At 36.3% G+C, this 16,892-nt stretch carries 9 protein-coding genes; 7 read left to right on the top strand and 2 right to left on the bottom strand.

The window, feature by feature from the left end; genetic code table 11:
- The first annotated feature begins 48 nt into the window (after positions 1 to 48).
- The 5 genes from KHA90_RS01490 (at position 49) to KHA90_RS01470 (ending at position 5,359) form a co-directional block, all read left to right on the top strand.
- Positions 49 to 1,581, top strand: a complete 1,533-nt coding sequence (locus KHA90_RS01490) for a sialate O-acetylesterase (protein WP_213294136.1) — start codon at positions 49 to 51, stop codon at positions 1,579 to 1,581.
- 225 nt (positions 1,582 to 1,806) lie between these two features.
- Positions 1,807 to 2,877 (top strand): glycoside hydrolase family protein, encoded by a 1,071-nt coding sequence (locus KHA90_RS01485; protein ID WP_213294134.1) that lies wholly within the window; start codon positions 1,807 to 1,809, stop codon positions 2,875 to 2,877.
- A gap of 165 nt (positions 2,878 to 3,042) precedes the next feature.
- A complete protein-coding gene (gene rhaM / locus KHA90_RS01480) occupies positions 3,043 to 3,372 on the top strand; it encodes an L-rhamnose mutarotase (RefSeq protein WP_244860225.1) in 330 nt (109 codons plus the stop codon).
- 164 nt (positions 3,373 to 3,536) lie between these two features.
- Positions 3,537 to 4,865 carry a rhamnogalacturonidase gene (locus KHA90_RS01475; RefSeq protein WP_213294131.1) on the top strand — a complete coding sequence of 443 codons (1,329 nt, stop codon included), beginning with the start codon at positions 3,537 to 3,539 and terminating at the stop codon, positions 4,863 to 4,865.
- A gap of 317 nt (positions 4,866 to 5,182) precedes the next feature.
- Positions 5,183 to 5,359: a histone H1 gene (locus KHA90_RS01470; protein WP_213294129.1), complete on the top strand. Its 177-nt coding sequence runs from the start codon at positions 5,183 to 5,185 to the stop codon at positions 5,357 to 5,359.
- A 360-nt stretch (positions 5,360 to 5,719) separates the two neighbouring features.
- Here KHA90_RS01470 and KHA90_RS01465 read toward each other — a convergent pair whose 3' ends face one another.
- Together KHA90_RS01465 and KHA90_RS01460 are read right to left on the bottom strand one after the other, a co-directional pair.
- The gene (locus tag KHA90_RS01465) at positions 5,720 to 7,216 is read right to left on the bottom strand and encodes a rhamnogalacturonan acetylesterase (protein WP_213294127.1); all 1,497 of its coding nucleotides are present in this window, start codon (positions 7,214 to 7,216) and stop codon (positions 5,720 to 5,722) included.
- A 114-nt stretch (positions 7,217 to 7,330) separates the two neighbouring features.
- Entirely contained in the window at positions 7,331 to 10,189 is a 2,859-nt protein-coding gene (locus KHA90_RS01460; RefSeq protein WP_213294125.1) for a glycoside hydrolase family 2 protein, read from the bottom strand.
- A gap of 428 nt (positions 10,190 to 10,617) precedes the next feature.
- On the opposite strand from KHA90_RS01460, the gene KHA90_RS01455 reads away from it, so the two are divergent.
- Together KHA90_RS01455 and KHA90_RS01450 are read left to right on the top strand one after the other, a co-directional pair.
- Positions 10,618 to 13,983 carry a DUF4450 domain-containing protein gene (locus tag KHA90_RS01455; RefSeq protein ID WP_244860224.1) on the top strand — a complete coding sequence of 1,122 codons (3,366 nt, stop codon included), beginning with the start codon at positions 10,618 to 10,620 and terminating at the stop codon, positions 13,981 to 13,983.
- Positions 13,984 to 14,441: 458 nt separating this feature from the next.
- Complete coding sequence (locus tag KHA90_RS01450; RefSeq protein WP_213294121.1) at positions 14,442 to 16,571, top strand: hypothetical protein; 2,130 nt, start codon at positions 14,442 to 14,444, stop codon at positions 16,569 to 16,571.
- Positions 16,572 to 16,892: the final 321 nt, after the last annotated feature.

Below are 16,892 nucleotides of genomic sequence, written 5' to 3'. Positions count from 1 at the left end.
GTTAAAAAATTTCACCCAACCGGATTTTATTATTTAAAAATATTCACAATGACAGACCTAAAAAAACTTCTTTTATTTTTATTTGTTTTAGGAAGAATAACTTCCATAGCTGCACAAGTAAAATTGCCCGCATTAGTTGCGGATAATATGGTTTTACAGCAAAATGCAAAAGTAAATTTATGGGGATGGGCATCTCCAAACGAAAAAATAAGTATCACTTTAGGATGGGAAAATTTGCCTGTTGAAGTTATGGCCGATGCCAATGGAAACTGGAAAACAGCCGTAAACACACCAAACGGAAGTGATAAAGCCTACGAGATTTCAATTAATGCGTCAAACAATATCACTTTAAGAAATATCTTAATAGGCGAAGTCTGGATTTGTTCCGGTCAGTCGAATATGTTTTTTCCCGTGGGAAGAGAAGATAAAACCTGGAAAACCGGCGTTAAAAATTGTGAGGAAGAAGTAAAAAACGCCTCTTTCCCCAATATTAGATTATTCACAGTTGCACTAAACGCATCACCAACTCTACTTGAAGATGTTACCGGAAACTGGAAAGTATGTACGCCGGAAAGTATTCAGACATTTTCTGCCGTTGCTTACTTTTTTGGAAGAGATTTGTATCAGAAATTAAATGTACCAATCGGCTTAATATCAACTTCATGGGGAGGAACAAAAGCTGAAGCGTGGACAGCACAAACCGTTTTAGAAGAAGATATTGCTTTTTTACCAATTTTACAGGAAGATGCAAAAAATGAAAAATTGCATCAGGAAAAATTAGAAGCGTATTATCTAGATCTCGCAAACGAGCGAATTGCAAGTACCGAAAATGCGCCAAAAGCACCATTAAAAAAGCCAAAAAAAGAACCCAACAAAACGTCGTATGTTTTGTACAACGCCATGTTGCACCCAATAGTAAATTACACCATAAAAGGCGCAATCTGGTATCAGGGCGAAAGCAATTCAGGAAAAGCCTTTTTATACCGAACCTTATTTCCTGCAATGGTAAAAAGCTGGAGAAAAGAATGGAAGCAAGGTGATTTTCCTTTTTACTACGTTCAGATTACGCCACATAAAGGACAAAATCCTGATATTCGTGAAGCACAATTAATGTCGCTAAAAACAATCCCAAACACCGGAATGGTTGTAACAACAGATGTTGGTGATACACAAAACATTCACCCAATTGACAAACAAACCGTAGGCTACAGATTAGCTTTGATTGCACTCGCTAAAACCTATGGAGAAAATAAACTGGTCTATTCAGGACCAATTTTTAATCATATGAAAGTCAAAAAACAGAAAGCTCAATTGTTTTTCGATTACGCCGATTCTGGTTTACAGAAAAAAGGAGAAACCCTAAAAGAATTTGAAATTGCAGGAAACGACCAGATATTCTATCCCGCCGAAGCCAAAATTGACCGAAAAACAATCGTAGTTTCCTCATCAAAAGTAAAAGAACCAGTTGCGGTTCGGTTTGCATGGAAAGCCGTTCCCGAGCCTAATTTATTCAACAACGACAATTTACCTGCTTCGCCTTTTAGAACCGATGACTGGGTCGCGAATCCGGAGAAAAAATAAGTTTTAAATACGTTGCGATTTATTTTTTTTACGCACAGTTTATGCACAATCTTGTCATTTCGACGAAGGAGAAATCACACTCGGGATTGGCGATTTTGATTGCGGAGTTACTGGATGAGATTTCTCCTTCGTCGAAATGACAAAACCTTTGGAGTTTTTAATCTTTTTTAATTCTTTTAATCAGTGGCAAAAAAAAGGCATGCAAGAAAATTAATTAAACTTAAAATGAACAGAAGACAATTTATAATCGGAAATTCGCTTGCAGCTCTGGCATTGTGTCTTCCTTTTTCCGTTAAGGGAAATATTTTTATGGACGATCCAAAGTTATCTGATTTCGAAAAAAGACTTCGACCAGTGGGACGCGCATTAGAATTTGAAGATTATTACGTGTGGTGCAACAGCCCAATAGAAGGTCCGGACGGAAAAATTCACGTCTTTTTTTCAAGATGGCCAAAAGCAAAAGGAATGAGCGGATGGATCAACAGCTCAGAAATTGCCCACGCCGTCGCCAATAATCCCGAAGGACCGTATGAATATATCAGCACAATTTTAGCACCAAGAGGCGAGGGTTTCTGGGATGCAACAACCTGCCATAATCCCAGTATTCATTTTGTAGACGGAAAATACGCCCTGTTTTTCATGGGAAATTCAAACGGAAAAATGAACACAAAACGAATTGGTTTAGCGACTTCAGATTCCCTTTACGGACCCTGGGAACGACCGGATCAACCGTTATTATTGCCCGGAAAGCAAGGTTCGTGGGATGATCTTTTAACCACAAATCCGTCTTTTTTGAAACATCCAAACGGCGAATATTGGCTGTACTATAAATCATTGGATACAGAAAATTATGAGCATCCAAAATTCCCCGTAAAAGGCAACAGGAAATACGGACTGGCAATTGCAAAATCACTTCACGGACCTTATGAAAAATACGAACACAATCCCGTAATTGATTTCTCGAAACTAGGAGATAACAAACAATGTGAAGACGCTTTTGTATGGTACGAAAATAAAAAATTCAAAATGCTGGCAAGGGATATGGGCGTTTTCGGGATCGATTATGGCTTGTATATGGATTCTGACGACGGCAAACATTGGAGTAATCCTCAAATCGCATATCAGCCGTTAAGCAAATACATCAATCAGCCCGAAGCACCAAAACATTTAAACAGATACGGACGAGTCGAACGTCCGCAATTATTGTTTCAAAACGGAAAACCAACCTATTTGTTTACCGCTTCACAAGGAGGGAAATATGAAACAGCTTCGGCATTTATTTTTAAGATAGTTTAGAAGAAAGGAGGGGCAAAGGTGCAGAGGAACAAAGGTGCAGAGGTTCAAAGAAACAAAGGGGCAAAGCTATGTGAATTCAAACAAGTGAAACGCCTTTTTTAGACAATTCAAAAGCTATGTCTCTATGTGTTAAAAAAATGCGTGTAACAAAAAAACATTTAAAAGATGAAAGATAATAGCACAATTAGAAATGCTTTTACAATGAAATTAAAACCAGGTTTTGAAACCGAATACAAAATTCGGCACGATCAAATCTGGGCAGAATTGCAAATATTACTTTCAGAAAGCGGCATACAGGATTACAGTATTTTTTTAGATGAAGAAACTTTGACGCTTTTCGCAATCCAGAAATTAAGCAAAGATTTTGATATTAATCTTTTGCCCAATCATCCCATTGTGAAAAAATGGTGGAGTTACATGGCAGATATTATGGAAACAAATCCGGATAATTCGCCCGTAACAATTCCGCTAAAAGAAGTTTTTCACTTGGATTAAATAACTAAATTGTTTTAAAATAGAAAAGAAAAACAAAATGATTTCCCGAGGAACAACGGAACTTGAAAGACATTTCAACTACATTCTAATACAATCCTTCGTCCGTCAGAATTGGCAACATCGTGATAAAACAAAACAACAACTATACTAACACAAACCAAAAAATGAAAAACACCATAAAATTTTTAATCTGCGTCTTCGTTTTTTCGCAATCTTCATATTCGCAGGATTACAAAAACGACAAATTCCCTGATGGAACCGAAATCAGCAATTGGTTCAAAGATTATTCTAAAATTCAATTGAAAGATCTCGGAAAAAAATACACCATAACAGATTTTGGAATAGGGAAAGACAGTACTAAAATCCAAACCGTTGCCATTCAGAAAGTGATTGATAAAGCCGCTGCAAACGGAGGAGGAGTAATTGTGATTCCAAAAGGAGTTTTCCTGAGTGGCGCTTTATTTTTTAAACCCAAAACCACTTTATACGTTTCTGAAGGTGGAGTTTTAAAAGGTTCAGATAATATTGCCGATTTCCCAATCATGCCGTCTAGAATGGAAGGGCAGAATCTGGATTATTTTCCCGCACTAGTAAACGCATACGGAGTTGATAATTTTTCGATTTCGGGAAAAGGAACGATCAACGGAAACGGAAAAAAATATTGGGAAGCTTTCTGGGAACGCCGCAAAGAAAATCCAAAATGTACCAATCTCGAAGTTTCAAGGCCAAGATTAATTTTTGTATGGAACTCTAATAATGTGCAGCTTCAGGACGTAAAACTGATTAATTCAGGCTTCTGGACCAATCATTTTTATAAATGCAATAATGTAAAACTGCTGGATCTTTATATTTTCTCGCCACATATAGGTGTAAAAGCGCCAAGTACAGATGCTATTGATATTGATATTTGCACCAACTTTTTAGTAAAAGGTTGTTATATGTCCGTGAACGATGATGCAATTGCCTTAAAAGGAGGAAAAGGGCCTTACGCAGATCAGGATCCAAACAACGGACCAAACGCCAATATCATTATAGAAGATTGCAATTTTGGATTCTGTCATTCTGCACTAACAAACGGAAGCGAATCTATCCACAACAGAAACGTAATTATGCGTAATTGTAAAATCGATGGCGCGTCGAGATTATTATGGTTGAAAATGCGACCTGATACACCACAACGATACGAATATATAAGAGTAGAAGATATTAAAGGAGAAGCAAAAACCTGTCTGGCAATTTTTGCATGGAAACAATTTTTTGATATGAAAGGTCGTCCTGATGTACCATTATCTTATGGAGACAATGTTACCTTAAAAAATATCGATCTAAAATGCGACACTTTTTACGGAGTAGAAAACGATCCAAATGTGCGCTTATCAAATTTTACATTTGAGAATTTAAATATTCAAGCCGTAAAAACAAATATTGATAATAGCTTAATAACAAATGTAAATTTTAAAAATGTGTACGTAAATAAGCAAAAAGTTGACTGATTTTTTAGCCTATTTTCAGTCAGTCTCTTGGTTTCTCCCGTTCAAAGTGTAAAATTTCTGACTGTTTTTAATGATTTAGAAAAATATAACAAATTATTTTTCCATATCTGTCAGCACGTTGTAAAGCCAACTATTTCATAAATTAAAAAATAAGTAGTTGATTAGTAGTTGGTTGGTTCTTTTATTAAATGAAAAAAAAAGTGAGGTAAATTTAATGTTAAATCAAACGTTAAAAAACGCTGATAATTTTAACGTCAAATATGTTGTAACTATCATTCAAACTTTTATTTTTGCGCCTTAATTTAATAATTATAAGCATGAAAGATCTATTAGTAAAAATCAACGCCGAAATTGAAACATTTAAAACAGAAGCTGACTCTTTAACAGAAAAAGGTGTTAAAGCTGCTGGAGCAAGAGCTCGTAAAGCTACTTTAGAAATTGAAAAACTTTTGAAAGAGTTTAGAAAAGTTTCTATCGAAGAATCAAAAAAATAATATTTTTAGTCAAAATAAAACCTCGTTTAATTCATTTTAAACGAGGTTTTTTTATTTATAAGAGTTTAGAGGGAAGATGTTAGAAGAAAGAGTATAGAAGCAACATTGGAGAAGAAAGAGCCACGAAGAAAGAAGCAAGAGCCAAGAAGAAAGAGGCAAGATGCAAGATTAAAGAGGTACTTTACAATCTAATATCTTGCATCTTGCTTCTAACATCTTGCGTCTAAAATCTTGCATCTAACATCTTGTCTCTTGCTTCTAACATCTTGTCTCTTGCTTCTAACATCTTGCATCTAACATCTTGCATCTAACATCTTGCCTCTAAAATCTTGCATCTTGCTTCTTGGCTCTAAGACCTACTCATAATTCAAAACTCTTAAGCCCACAATCTTTCAGTTTCTTAATACTTTCCGCTACAGTTTTTGCATTAAAATCAGCACCTTCTGAGCCCGTATGCGTATGATCTTTTGGGAAAAACGCCTTTACTTTTTCTTTGCCTAATTTTTCATATTCAAGCGCAACGATTTCATTAAGATCAATATAAAATGCATTTTCTTTCTCAGCGGCTTCTTTTGACCATTTTCCGTACGTATCGCTTCGTCGTTCTACTTTGTCGTTTGGCCATTCATTTCTTGGCGTCTGACTTAAAACAATCGGGATTGCGCCTTTTTCTTTCGCTTGACAAATAAACTTTTCCATATACCAGCCAAAAGTATGCACCGTTTCTTTAGAGCCATCAGCCAGCGTTACTTCCTGAGTTTCGTTACCATTTCCTTTAATCGAGCCCCTGAATTTTTCCTTGTCAATTGCTCCCGCATCATTATGCCCAAACTGAATCAATATAAAATCTCCCGGTTGCAATTGATTTTTGACTTCATCCCAAAGACCTTCGTGGTCAAAAGTTCTGGAGCTTCGACCACCTCGGGCTTTATTAATTACCTCAATGCGCGTTGTGTCACAATAAGCAGGAAATGCAACTCCCCAACCCACAGCATTTACATCATTGTTATTCGCCATAGTCGAATCGCCAATTAAATAAACCTTTTTCTTTTTAGGAAGTACAATTTCAGGATCTTTTAAAATGTAATTTTTCAACGAATTTTTACTCTCTTTCAATTGATTGATAATTACCGAAGCCGAAAGTACAGCACCTTTTGCAGATGTATGCGTATGATCTTTTTTATAGAAATACGTTCCAGTTACTTTTTTTTCACCCCACTTTTCCATTTCAAGGCTCATTTTATCATTCAAATCTATAAATGTCACCTTCTCTTTATCTGCAATTTGTTTCGCCCATAACCCGTATGATTTGTCGTTACGAGGTACTTTTCTATCTTTCCAGTCGTTTCTGGGAATTGGGGAACAAACAATAGCAATCGCGCCTTTTGATTTCGCCTCGCGAATTATTTTCTGAATATACCAGCCGTAACTATGAACCGTTTCGTGTTTTTTAGTTAAGATATTATCTATTTCCTGAGTTTCTTCGCCAATACCTTTAATCGTTCCGCGTGCGCGAAGACTATCGTTTAAAGGTCCGTCGTCATTATGCCCAAACTGAATCAAAACATAATCACCTTTTTTAAGTTTATTCAAAACAACATTCCACAAACCTTTATCCTGAAAAGTCCTACTGCTCGTTCCGCCCAAAGCATGATTTTCAATACTAACTTTTGTAGTGTCTAAAAACTGACCAATAAAATCTCCCCAACCCCAAAGTCCGCCAGCGCCATCACCTTTACCATTTTTTACTGTAGAATCACCAACCATAAAAACTGTTGGCTTATTGTCTTGTTTTGAAGTAAAGTTGAAAAATAATAAGCCTAATAAAAGCGCTGAAAATATTTTAATTGATTTCATATGTTTTGATGTGAAAATTTGAAAAGACAATGTTCAGGCTTTGGCCAAAAAAATCTGTCAGGTATAAATAACATTAGATATGAACGTTAGCCTGAAACAAAATAAAACTTAAAACTAAATTGCATCCCTAAAATCAAACCACAAATTCATCTTAATCCCGTCGTCACCGCTTTTGATCCTGATATTTGTTGGCTGACTTTGCGGACCTTGTTGTTCAAGAGGTTTAAAATCCCTCATTGCCGGAATTTCATACATAAACGAAATATCTCCTTCCGGAAATTCCGGTTGCGGATAACTTCCCGGGAAAGCATTTTTAGGCAAATCAGGTGTGAATAATCTCAGTAATAAATTATCATTTTCGCTAAAAACCTTAAACGATGAGGTTCCGGCTTTTAAATTCGCGCCCAATAAATTTGCGTGATATCCTTTGAATTCCGGATAAATCAAATTCTCAAAACTTTCACCCGTGATTGTGTTATTATAATCCTTCTCCCATAAGCCGTAAGTAGTTCCTTTAATTCGGTTTTTCCAGACATGATAAGGACCTCTTCCAAACCATTTAATACCCGTAACTTCCTTTTCAGGAAAACTAAAAGTGATTCCGAAAGCGTTGATTTTATCTTCAAAAAAAGCACCGTCAAAACCCTCGCCGCCAGAAGCATTTTTCAGCGCCAGCAATTCCATTTTAAAACGTCCGTCCGGTTCCATAATCCATTTTATAGAAGATAATCCGCCCGAATAATTAACTTGACAAACCGCTTTTTCACCTTCTTGCGAAATCTGAATATCCTTTAATTTGGCTTTCATTCCAATAGGTCTTGGACCATTTGTAAGCGGAATTATCGAAGTTGTATTTTTAACAGATAAAATTTCTCCAGTTGTAACGTCTAAAGTTACCGTGACATTATCTCCTTTTAAAATGATTTCATTAGCCGTTTTTGCAACCGAAGCTTTTACTTTAATGTCCTGAACCTTTAAAAATTTAGCGGCATAATATTTAGCTTTATGAATTGGCCACGTCCACGTATAAATTTCCTTATCGAACTGATCAAAAGCTGAAATCGATAAAATATCCCCTTCAGCAAAATTACTCGGAACATCAAATTTAATTTTGCGGGTTTCCCCAGGATCAATACTCGGAATCTCAATTTTTCCTGAACTTATCGCTGTAGAATTTCCATTTGTATAAAGAACATTATTGTCAGCTTTTAAAACTTTAAAATCCATTTTACAGGAATTCAAATTACTAAAAAGGTATTCATTGGTAATTAAAAACGATCCGTCAAAATCCTCAGTAACTTGCTTTGGTTGAAACTGAATTGGCGACCAAACCTCTTTTACAGTATAATAACTTCCTTCCCTTTCACGATGAGGCCCCAGTATTCCATCCGCGGCAAGCGAACCTTTCGAATCAAATTTCACATCACCCGTCCAGTCTGATCGTTTTACAGCTTCGTCAAGCATTGCCCACATAAATCCTCCGGCGAATAGCGGACTTTCCTTATACCGATTCCAGAAATCTTCTAATGCCGCGCCGTGCCCGTTATCATACGTTCCGTGCATAAATTCAGTGGGAAAAAATACATTTTCACCCGAATTAAATCGATGCATTCCCGTTAAATAAGTCGGATAATGATGCGTGTCCCAACCGTTAAAATCCGCCCACGGATGAATCACAATCCTTTTTTGCGGATCATTCTCGCCAAAAATCTTATCGACATTATAATTCCAGCCGCCCTCATTACCATTATCCCAAATTATTACAGATGGATGATTAACGTCACGTTTTACCATTTCGGTCACTAATTTCGTTCCCGTTTCAGTATCATACGAGTTTTGCCAGCCCGCCAGTTCATTCAAAACAAAAAGCCCCAAAGAATCACAAACATCCAGAAAATGATCGTCAGGCGGATAATGCCCGCGAACCGCATTCATATTCATATCCTTCAATAATTTTCCGTCTAATTCACTGATGCGCTTGCTTGTACTTCGTCCGCCTTCCGGCCAAAACGAATGGCGATTAATTCCTTTCATGATAATTTTAGTACCATTTACATAAATTCCGTCCTGTTTTTTAAATTCCAAAGTTCTAAAGCCAATTCGCTTATGATATTGATGCACAACAATCCCATTTTGTTTTAAAATTAATTCTAATTCATACAAATTAGGCGTTTCAGGATTCCACGGTTTTACGTTTTTCCATTTTGCAGCAATTGATTGTTTTATAGTTTTCGCTTTAAGCGGAAAAGTAAAAGTTTCAAAATTTTCTCCATTCAAACCTTTAAGTTTTGCTTCGACACTAGTATTTTTTGAAATATTGTTAAGTTGCAAATCAACCGTAATCGAACCGTCCATTTTAGGATTTACGGCAATATTTTCAATGTGAGTTTTAGGCGAAACCTCCAGCCAAACCGGACGATAAATGCCACCAAACAACCACCAATCTGCCCGACGTTCAGCTGCATTTACAGATTTATTAGCAGAATGTTTCCAGACATGAACTTCAAGAATATTTTTGGCACCCAACTTCAATAAAGAAGTGATGTCATATTTAAATTCATAAAAACCACCCTGATGAATCGCTCCCGCTAACTTTCCGTTGACTTTAACTTCCGTATCCGTCATCGCACCGCCAAACGCAATCAGAACATCTTTATTTTTATAATCCGCCGGAATTTCAAATTCATATTTGTACAAACCTTCTTCCTTGCTCGGTTCTTTTTGGTTCAGTTCCTTGTACCATCTTCCATAAGTATATTCGCCAAAACCCTCTAATTCCCATTGCGATGGAACATTAATTTTAGACCAGACTTTGCTGTTATTTCCGCCCGTACAATAAAAATCCCATTGTACAGGATGTTCAAAATCTTTTCCGGACAAATAGACTTTTTCAGTTTGTTGCGCGTTGCTTTTTTGTAAAAACAAAGCGAACACAACAATAATGAATTTTTGAATAATGTTTTTGAATGTCATAGTTAATTTGATGTTATTTCAAAACTAGTAGTTCTGTTTTTATATAGTATCCTGTACTATGATGTTAAAATATTGAAGGATTATAAATTATCATTTTGATAAAATCAGGTAGGTACAGGATACTATACCACTAAAAAACAAAGAAATTGCATCTGTATTTAGGAATTAATAAATAATTATAGTTTTCTAAAATTAACTAAAGACATAGAAATATTTGTTACATAGCTATCTCTGTGTGTTTTGAATAAGTGAAACGCCTTTTTATAAGAGCTAAAAATCTATGTCCCGATAGCTATCGGGACTATATATTAAAATATTTACAACCAATTAGTTGTCTTTTAAAATTTTAGAATAAACCATGTCACATTAATATGAAAATTAAAAAACAATCTATTCAAATCCTCATCGGCTTATTTTTAATTTGTTCAATGGCAACATTTGGACAGGAGAATAAAGCTATGCGTAAAATTCATTATGCGCCCGAAGGAAATAGTTTTGTTTTGAAAAATGGCACCCGAAAATTCAACAGAGCCTTATATGGTTCTAACACAGAATTTAGGGTTGAAACTGGTGATTTACCTGAATTTGCAATGTATATGCCCGGAATGGGAGGGAATTTCAAGCTAGGTTTAGTAAACGGAAATGAAAGCAAATGGATTACCGAAGCCACCAAAATCGATACAAGATATGTTTCAGGAACAATGCGTTATACAATCGAAGACGCAATTTTAGGAAACGGAAAACTATTTGTTGATGTGGTAGCTTTAAAAGAAACTGAAGGTTTCATTGTAAAATTGTACGGAAAAAATAGCTCTAAAAACACCAGTTTAATTTGGGCTTTTGGCGGAGCAACAGGAAAAAAGTTCAGTCGGGACGGAGACATTGGCGCAGATCCTGAATCGGTGTTTTATTTACAGCCGGAATATTGTACTAATAACAAATACACCATAAAAAAGGGATCATTTTTATTAGAATATGGTTCAGAAAGTAACAAACAAAAAACAGGAAATAATAGAAATATTACTGGATTTTTCCCCGAATCAGCTCCACATTTAGCTAATGCTAAAATGCAAAACAAACCATTGGAACTTTTCAATTCAAATCCGGAATCACTGACTTTAATTACCGGAAAAATAAAAGCTATTACGGAAAAAGCATCTTATTGGTTGTTCCTTTCTGAAGATTCTAAAACAAATTACAACCAAAAAAACATAGCACAACTGTATGAAAAATCAGTTCAGGAAACAGCACTTTTAGCGAATCGTGTTAAAGTTTCAACTCCTGATCCGTATATCAATACCTTAGGATCTGCACTTTCAATCGCAGCCGATGGAATTTGGGAAAGTCCCGCTTATCTTCACGGAGCAATTGCCTGGAGAATGTATCTAAATGCCTGGCGCGGTGCCTATACCGTAGATCCTTTAGGATGGCATGATCGCGCAAAAACTCATTTTACGAGTTACAGTAATTCCCAGGTTACAAGTCCGGAATCGGGTCCGATTGTATTGGATCAAGAACGAAATTTAGCACGCCAAAAAGAGGAAATAGGAACCTCAATGTTCAGCAGCGGATACATTAGCCGAAGTCCCAACAAAAATAATGTCGCACATCATTATGATATGAATTTGGTTTTCATCGATCAAATGTTAAGACATTTTAAATGGACGGGCGATACTTCATTCATAAAAGAAATGTGGCCCACAATTCAAAGACATTTAAATTGGGAAAAAAGAAATTTTGATCCTGATGGCGACGGATTATATGATGCTTATGCGTCAATCTGGGCGAGCGATGCTTTGCAATATAGCGGTGGCGGAGTAATTCATTCATCGGCTTATAATTATTATGCGAATAAAACCGTGGCACAAATTGCGAAGAAAATTAATGAAGATCAAAATCCGTTTACAAAAGAAGCAGATAAAATCCTGAAAGCCACAAATAACCAACTTTGGATTGCCAATAAAGGAATTTTTGCCGAATATAAAGATGCTTTAGGAAATAAATTATTGCACGATACACCCGGAATCTGGAGCATTTATCACACAATAGATTCAGAATTATCGACTCCTTTTGAGAGTTATCAAATGCTGGATTACGTGAACAATCAGATTCCGCATATCCCAATTTCTGCCGAAGGACTGGATAAAAAAGACCTTTATGTGATTAGTACAACAAACTGGCAGCCTTATACATGGTCAACAAATAATGTGGCTTTAGCCGAACAATTGCATACTTCACTGGCTTTCTGGCAGGGCGGACAATCTGAAAATGCGTTTAAAATGTGGGAAAGTGCTTTGGTCGAAAGTATGTATTTAGGCGCTTCGCCCGGCGGTTTTGAGCAGCTTTTGTATCAGGATGCGATGCGAGGTGAATTGTATCGCGATTTTGCCGACCCAATAGGAATGGCTTCCAGAACTTTAGTCGAAGGACTTTTTGGGATTCAGCCCGATGCTTTGGCAGAAGTTTTAACCATTAAACCGGGTTTTCCTGAAAAATGGAATCAGGCTTCTTTAGAAATTCCCGATATTTCAATTGATTTTAAAAGAGAAAATAAAGAAGAAAAATATGTGATCAAAAATCAGTTTTCGGCTAAGATGAATTTGAAATTAGTTCTGAATTCTTCTTTTGAAACTGTAGAAAATATTACTGCAAACGGAAAATCAGTTGCTTGGAAAATTGTTTCGGAAAACATCGGAAAACCAAAAATAAGTATCGAAGTTCCTTACAATGCTATTTATGAAATTACGATTAAATGGAAAGGAAATCCTGTTGAAAAAATAGAATCAAAAGAGAATTATACATTAAATGAAATTTTGGATTTGAAAACTCTTAAAGCTAAAATAATTTCGCTTTACGATCCGCAATTGGTTTTAAGTGAAATTTCAAAAACAGGTAATTCGCTCAAGGCGAAAGTGAATTCGGTTGGCAACAAACTGTTTTTTATCGAATTAAAACAAGGCGAATTATCCTGGTGGGAACCCATTCATTTAAATGTAAAATCCGAAAATAAATCAAATGAAGCAGTTACAAATTGGGATCTTCCGCTGGATAAATCAAAAAGTGCAGAAACAATTCAGCTTTCGTCATTTTTTAATTCAAAAGTAACCGATATTTTTAATTATGAATATCTTTCTCCAAGACCGCAAACAGTGACTTTGCAACTTCCTAAACAAGGAATTGGGAATTGGTGTTATCCAAATATTTCGGTAAAAATTGATGATTCTGGCTTACGCCAAAAAGCAAAAGCAAACGGACAGATCACAACGCCAAACGGGGTTCCGTTCCAAACACCTTCTGATGCAAATCATAAGAATATTATTTTTACATCAATGTGGGATAATTTTCCGGAAAGCATCAATATTCCGTTAAACGGAAAAGCTTCACACGCTTATTTTATGCTCGCCGGAACTACAAACCCAATGCAAAGCCGAATCATAAACGGAGAAATAATAGTAAATTACACTGATGGAACATCTGATATTCTGCCTCTGAAAAATCCGGAAAACTGGTGGCCAATCGAACAGGATTATTTTATTGACGGACTTGCCTTTACAACCAACGCGCCAAAACCGCCAAGAATCTATTTTAAAACAGGAGAAATTTCAAGAGATTTTAAGGATTTCAAAACCATAAAAGGATTCACCAGTTATGGAGTTGATGGAGGTGCAGGAACTATTTTGGATTTGCCGTTGAATAAAAATAAAGCGTTGAAAAGTTTGACGCTGAGGACTATTGCAAATGATGTTGTGATTGGGTTGATGAGTGTGACGTTGGTGAGAGAAGCAAGAGAATAGAAGCAAGAAGCAAGAGAATAGAAGATAGAGAATAGAAGATAGAAGCAAGAATAAAGAAGCAAGAAGCAAGAGAATAGAAGATAGAGAATAGAAGAAAGAAGCAAGAGAATAGAAAAAAAGTGATATGATGCTCCGTTAGGAGCTAAATATTGGTAGCAAAAAAAAAAAATCAATTTCCCACATTTCAGAGTTCCGTAGGGACGATATATAAATCGAAGCAATGATAAAATTAGATAACCTATTAAAATAAAAACATTAAACCGCTTAAAATTTTACAGCAAAGCACGCAAAGTTTTTTATGCTTGCGTGATTTGTGACAAAGCAAAGTCCGCAAAGCTTTGTATTGATAAAGCTTTGTGAACTTATGTTTTACAAATAATATTGATAAAAAAACTTGCTTGCTTTGCGGTTAATTTTTATCATCTCAACCAGAACCTATCAAAACCAACTTTTATACTATGAAAAAATATCACTTAATTACCGCATTCCTCTTTTCGATATTCATTTTTGCACAGCAAAAAATAGATCGAAAAGCATTAGTAACCAGACATAACGTTAAAATCACGGCTATAGATACTTTAGCTTCTTTAACTGTTGGGAACGGTGCTTTTGCTTTTACAGTTGATGCTACGGGATTGCAGACATTTCCTAAAAAGTATGAAAACGGAATTCCGTTGGGAACGCAGTCGGAATGGGGTTGGGACAGTTATAAAAACACCAATAATTATAAGTTTTCGGAAACCTTAAGAGATTATAAACAGTTTGGCAGAGACATTTCATATACGGTTCAGATCAAAGAACCTGCGAGAAGAGTTGAAGCGGTGAACTGGTTTCGTCAGAATCCGCATTTATTGCAATTGGGAAATTTGGGTTTTGAAATTACCAAGAAAGACGGAAGCATCGCAAAACCGGAAGACATAAAAGAGATTGCTCAAAAATTGAATCTTTGGACAGGAGAAATCGAAAGTTATTTTGAAGTCGAAGGAATTCCAGTTACAGTTTTAACCGTTTCACATCAGGAAAAAGACGCGATTGGCGTAAAAGTCAAATCGGATTTATTGCAGCAAAAACGGTTGAAAATCAGTTTAAGAATTCCGTTTCCAACAGGCGATTGGGCAGATATGGGAACAAAATGGGAAGGCAAACAAGATTATAAAAGCACATTGGCTGAAAAGTCAAAAACAGAAGCGGTAGTAACGCATGTAATGGATAGTATTTCGTATAATGTCAATTTGAATTGGAAAGGAAATGCACAAATAAAAAAGGTTTCAGATCATTATTTTGTAGTTGAAGCATCGAATACCAATACATTAGAATTGAGTTGTCTTTTTGCTTTAGCAAATAAAAAATCAGCAACAAATTCATCATTTACAGATATTGAAAACAGCAGTGTAAAAGGCTGGGAACAATTCTGGAAAAGCGGTGCAGCGGTAGATTTTTCAGGAAGTACAGATCCTCGCGGCAAAGAATTGGAACGACGAGTTATTCTGTCACAATATTTAACCAAAGTGCAATGTACAGGAAAAGTTCCGCCACAGGAAACAGGTTTAACCTATAATAGCTGGTACGGAAAACCGCATCTGGAAATGCATTGGTGGCACGGCGTTCATTTTGCACTTTGGAACCGACCTGAATTATTGGAAAAAAGTTTACCATGGTATCAAAAGGTTTTTGAGAAAGCCAAAAATATCGCCAAAAGACAAGGTTTTGAAGGCGCAAGATGGCAAAAAATGACAGATCCGGATGGTAATGAAAGTCCGTCATCTGTAGGTTCATTTTTGCTTTGGCAACAGCCACATTTTATCACTTACGCAGAATTAATTTATCGTGCAAAACCAACCACAGCAACTTTAGATTTATACAGCGAGCGTGTTTTTGAAACCGCTAATTTCATGGCTTCGTTTGCAAATTACGACGCTAAAAGTGATCGTTATGTTTTAGGACCTGGCGTTATTCCGGCGCAGGAACGCTTTAAAGCAATGGAAACTTTTAACCCAACCTATGAATTGGCATATTGGAACTGGGCTTTGAAAACGGCAATTGCCTGGAAGAAAAAATTAAACCAGAAAGTTCCTGAAAAATGGGAAACCGTTTTGGCTAAATTATCTCCGTTACCAATTGCAGATCAGGTTTATCTGGCGACAGAAAGCGCAAAGGATTCATACACAAATCCTGAATTCAAAACAGATCATCCGTCGGTTTTAGGAACATTTGGTATGCTTCCTGAAACGTCACTTTTAGATAAAAAAATCATGAAAAATACGTTTGATCTGGTTTGGAAAACATGGTCATGGGATAAAACCTGGGGATGGGATTTCCCGATGACAGCGATGTCCGCAGCACGTTTGAATATGCCCGAAAAAGCCGTTGATGCCTTATTTATGAATGTCACAACAAACACATATTTAAAAAACGGACATAATTATCAGTCAGACAGATTAACGCTTTATCTTCCCGGAAACGGGGGATTATTAACCGCCGTTGCCATGATGTGTGCAGGTTGGGACGGAACCACAGAACAAAATCCGGGTTTTCCAAAAGATGGGACTTGGAAAGTGAAAAGTGAGGGATTTGCGAAGATGTTTTGATGCAATATTGCCCACGGATGATACGGGTTTAACGGGTTAAAACAGATTTCTTTTTTTTTGTCATTTCGATCAAAGGGAGAAATCACACAAGAAAAGATTGCCCACGGATGATGCGGGTTTTGACGGGTCTATGCGGATTTTTTTTATTTCGCGCAAAGACGCGAAGTCGCAAATTTTTATTGAAGTTAGTTTGTCCTCCTGAGCGAAGTCGAAGGACACTAGAAACTCCATAACGAATGTCGCCAATCTTTGTCGAGTTACTTGTGTGATTTCTCCTTTCGGTCCAAATGACAAGCTTGTCTTAAAACAAAACAAAACAAA

The organism is Flavobacterium psychroterrae, assembly GCF_018380615.1.
Classification (GTDB): Bacteria; Bacteroidota; Bacteroidia; order Flavobacteriales; family Flavobacteriaceae; genus Flavobacterium; species Flavobacterium psychroterrae.
This window is presented reverse-complemented; position numbering and strand designations above follow the sequence as displayed.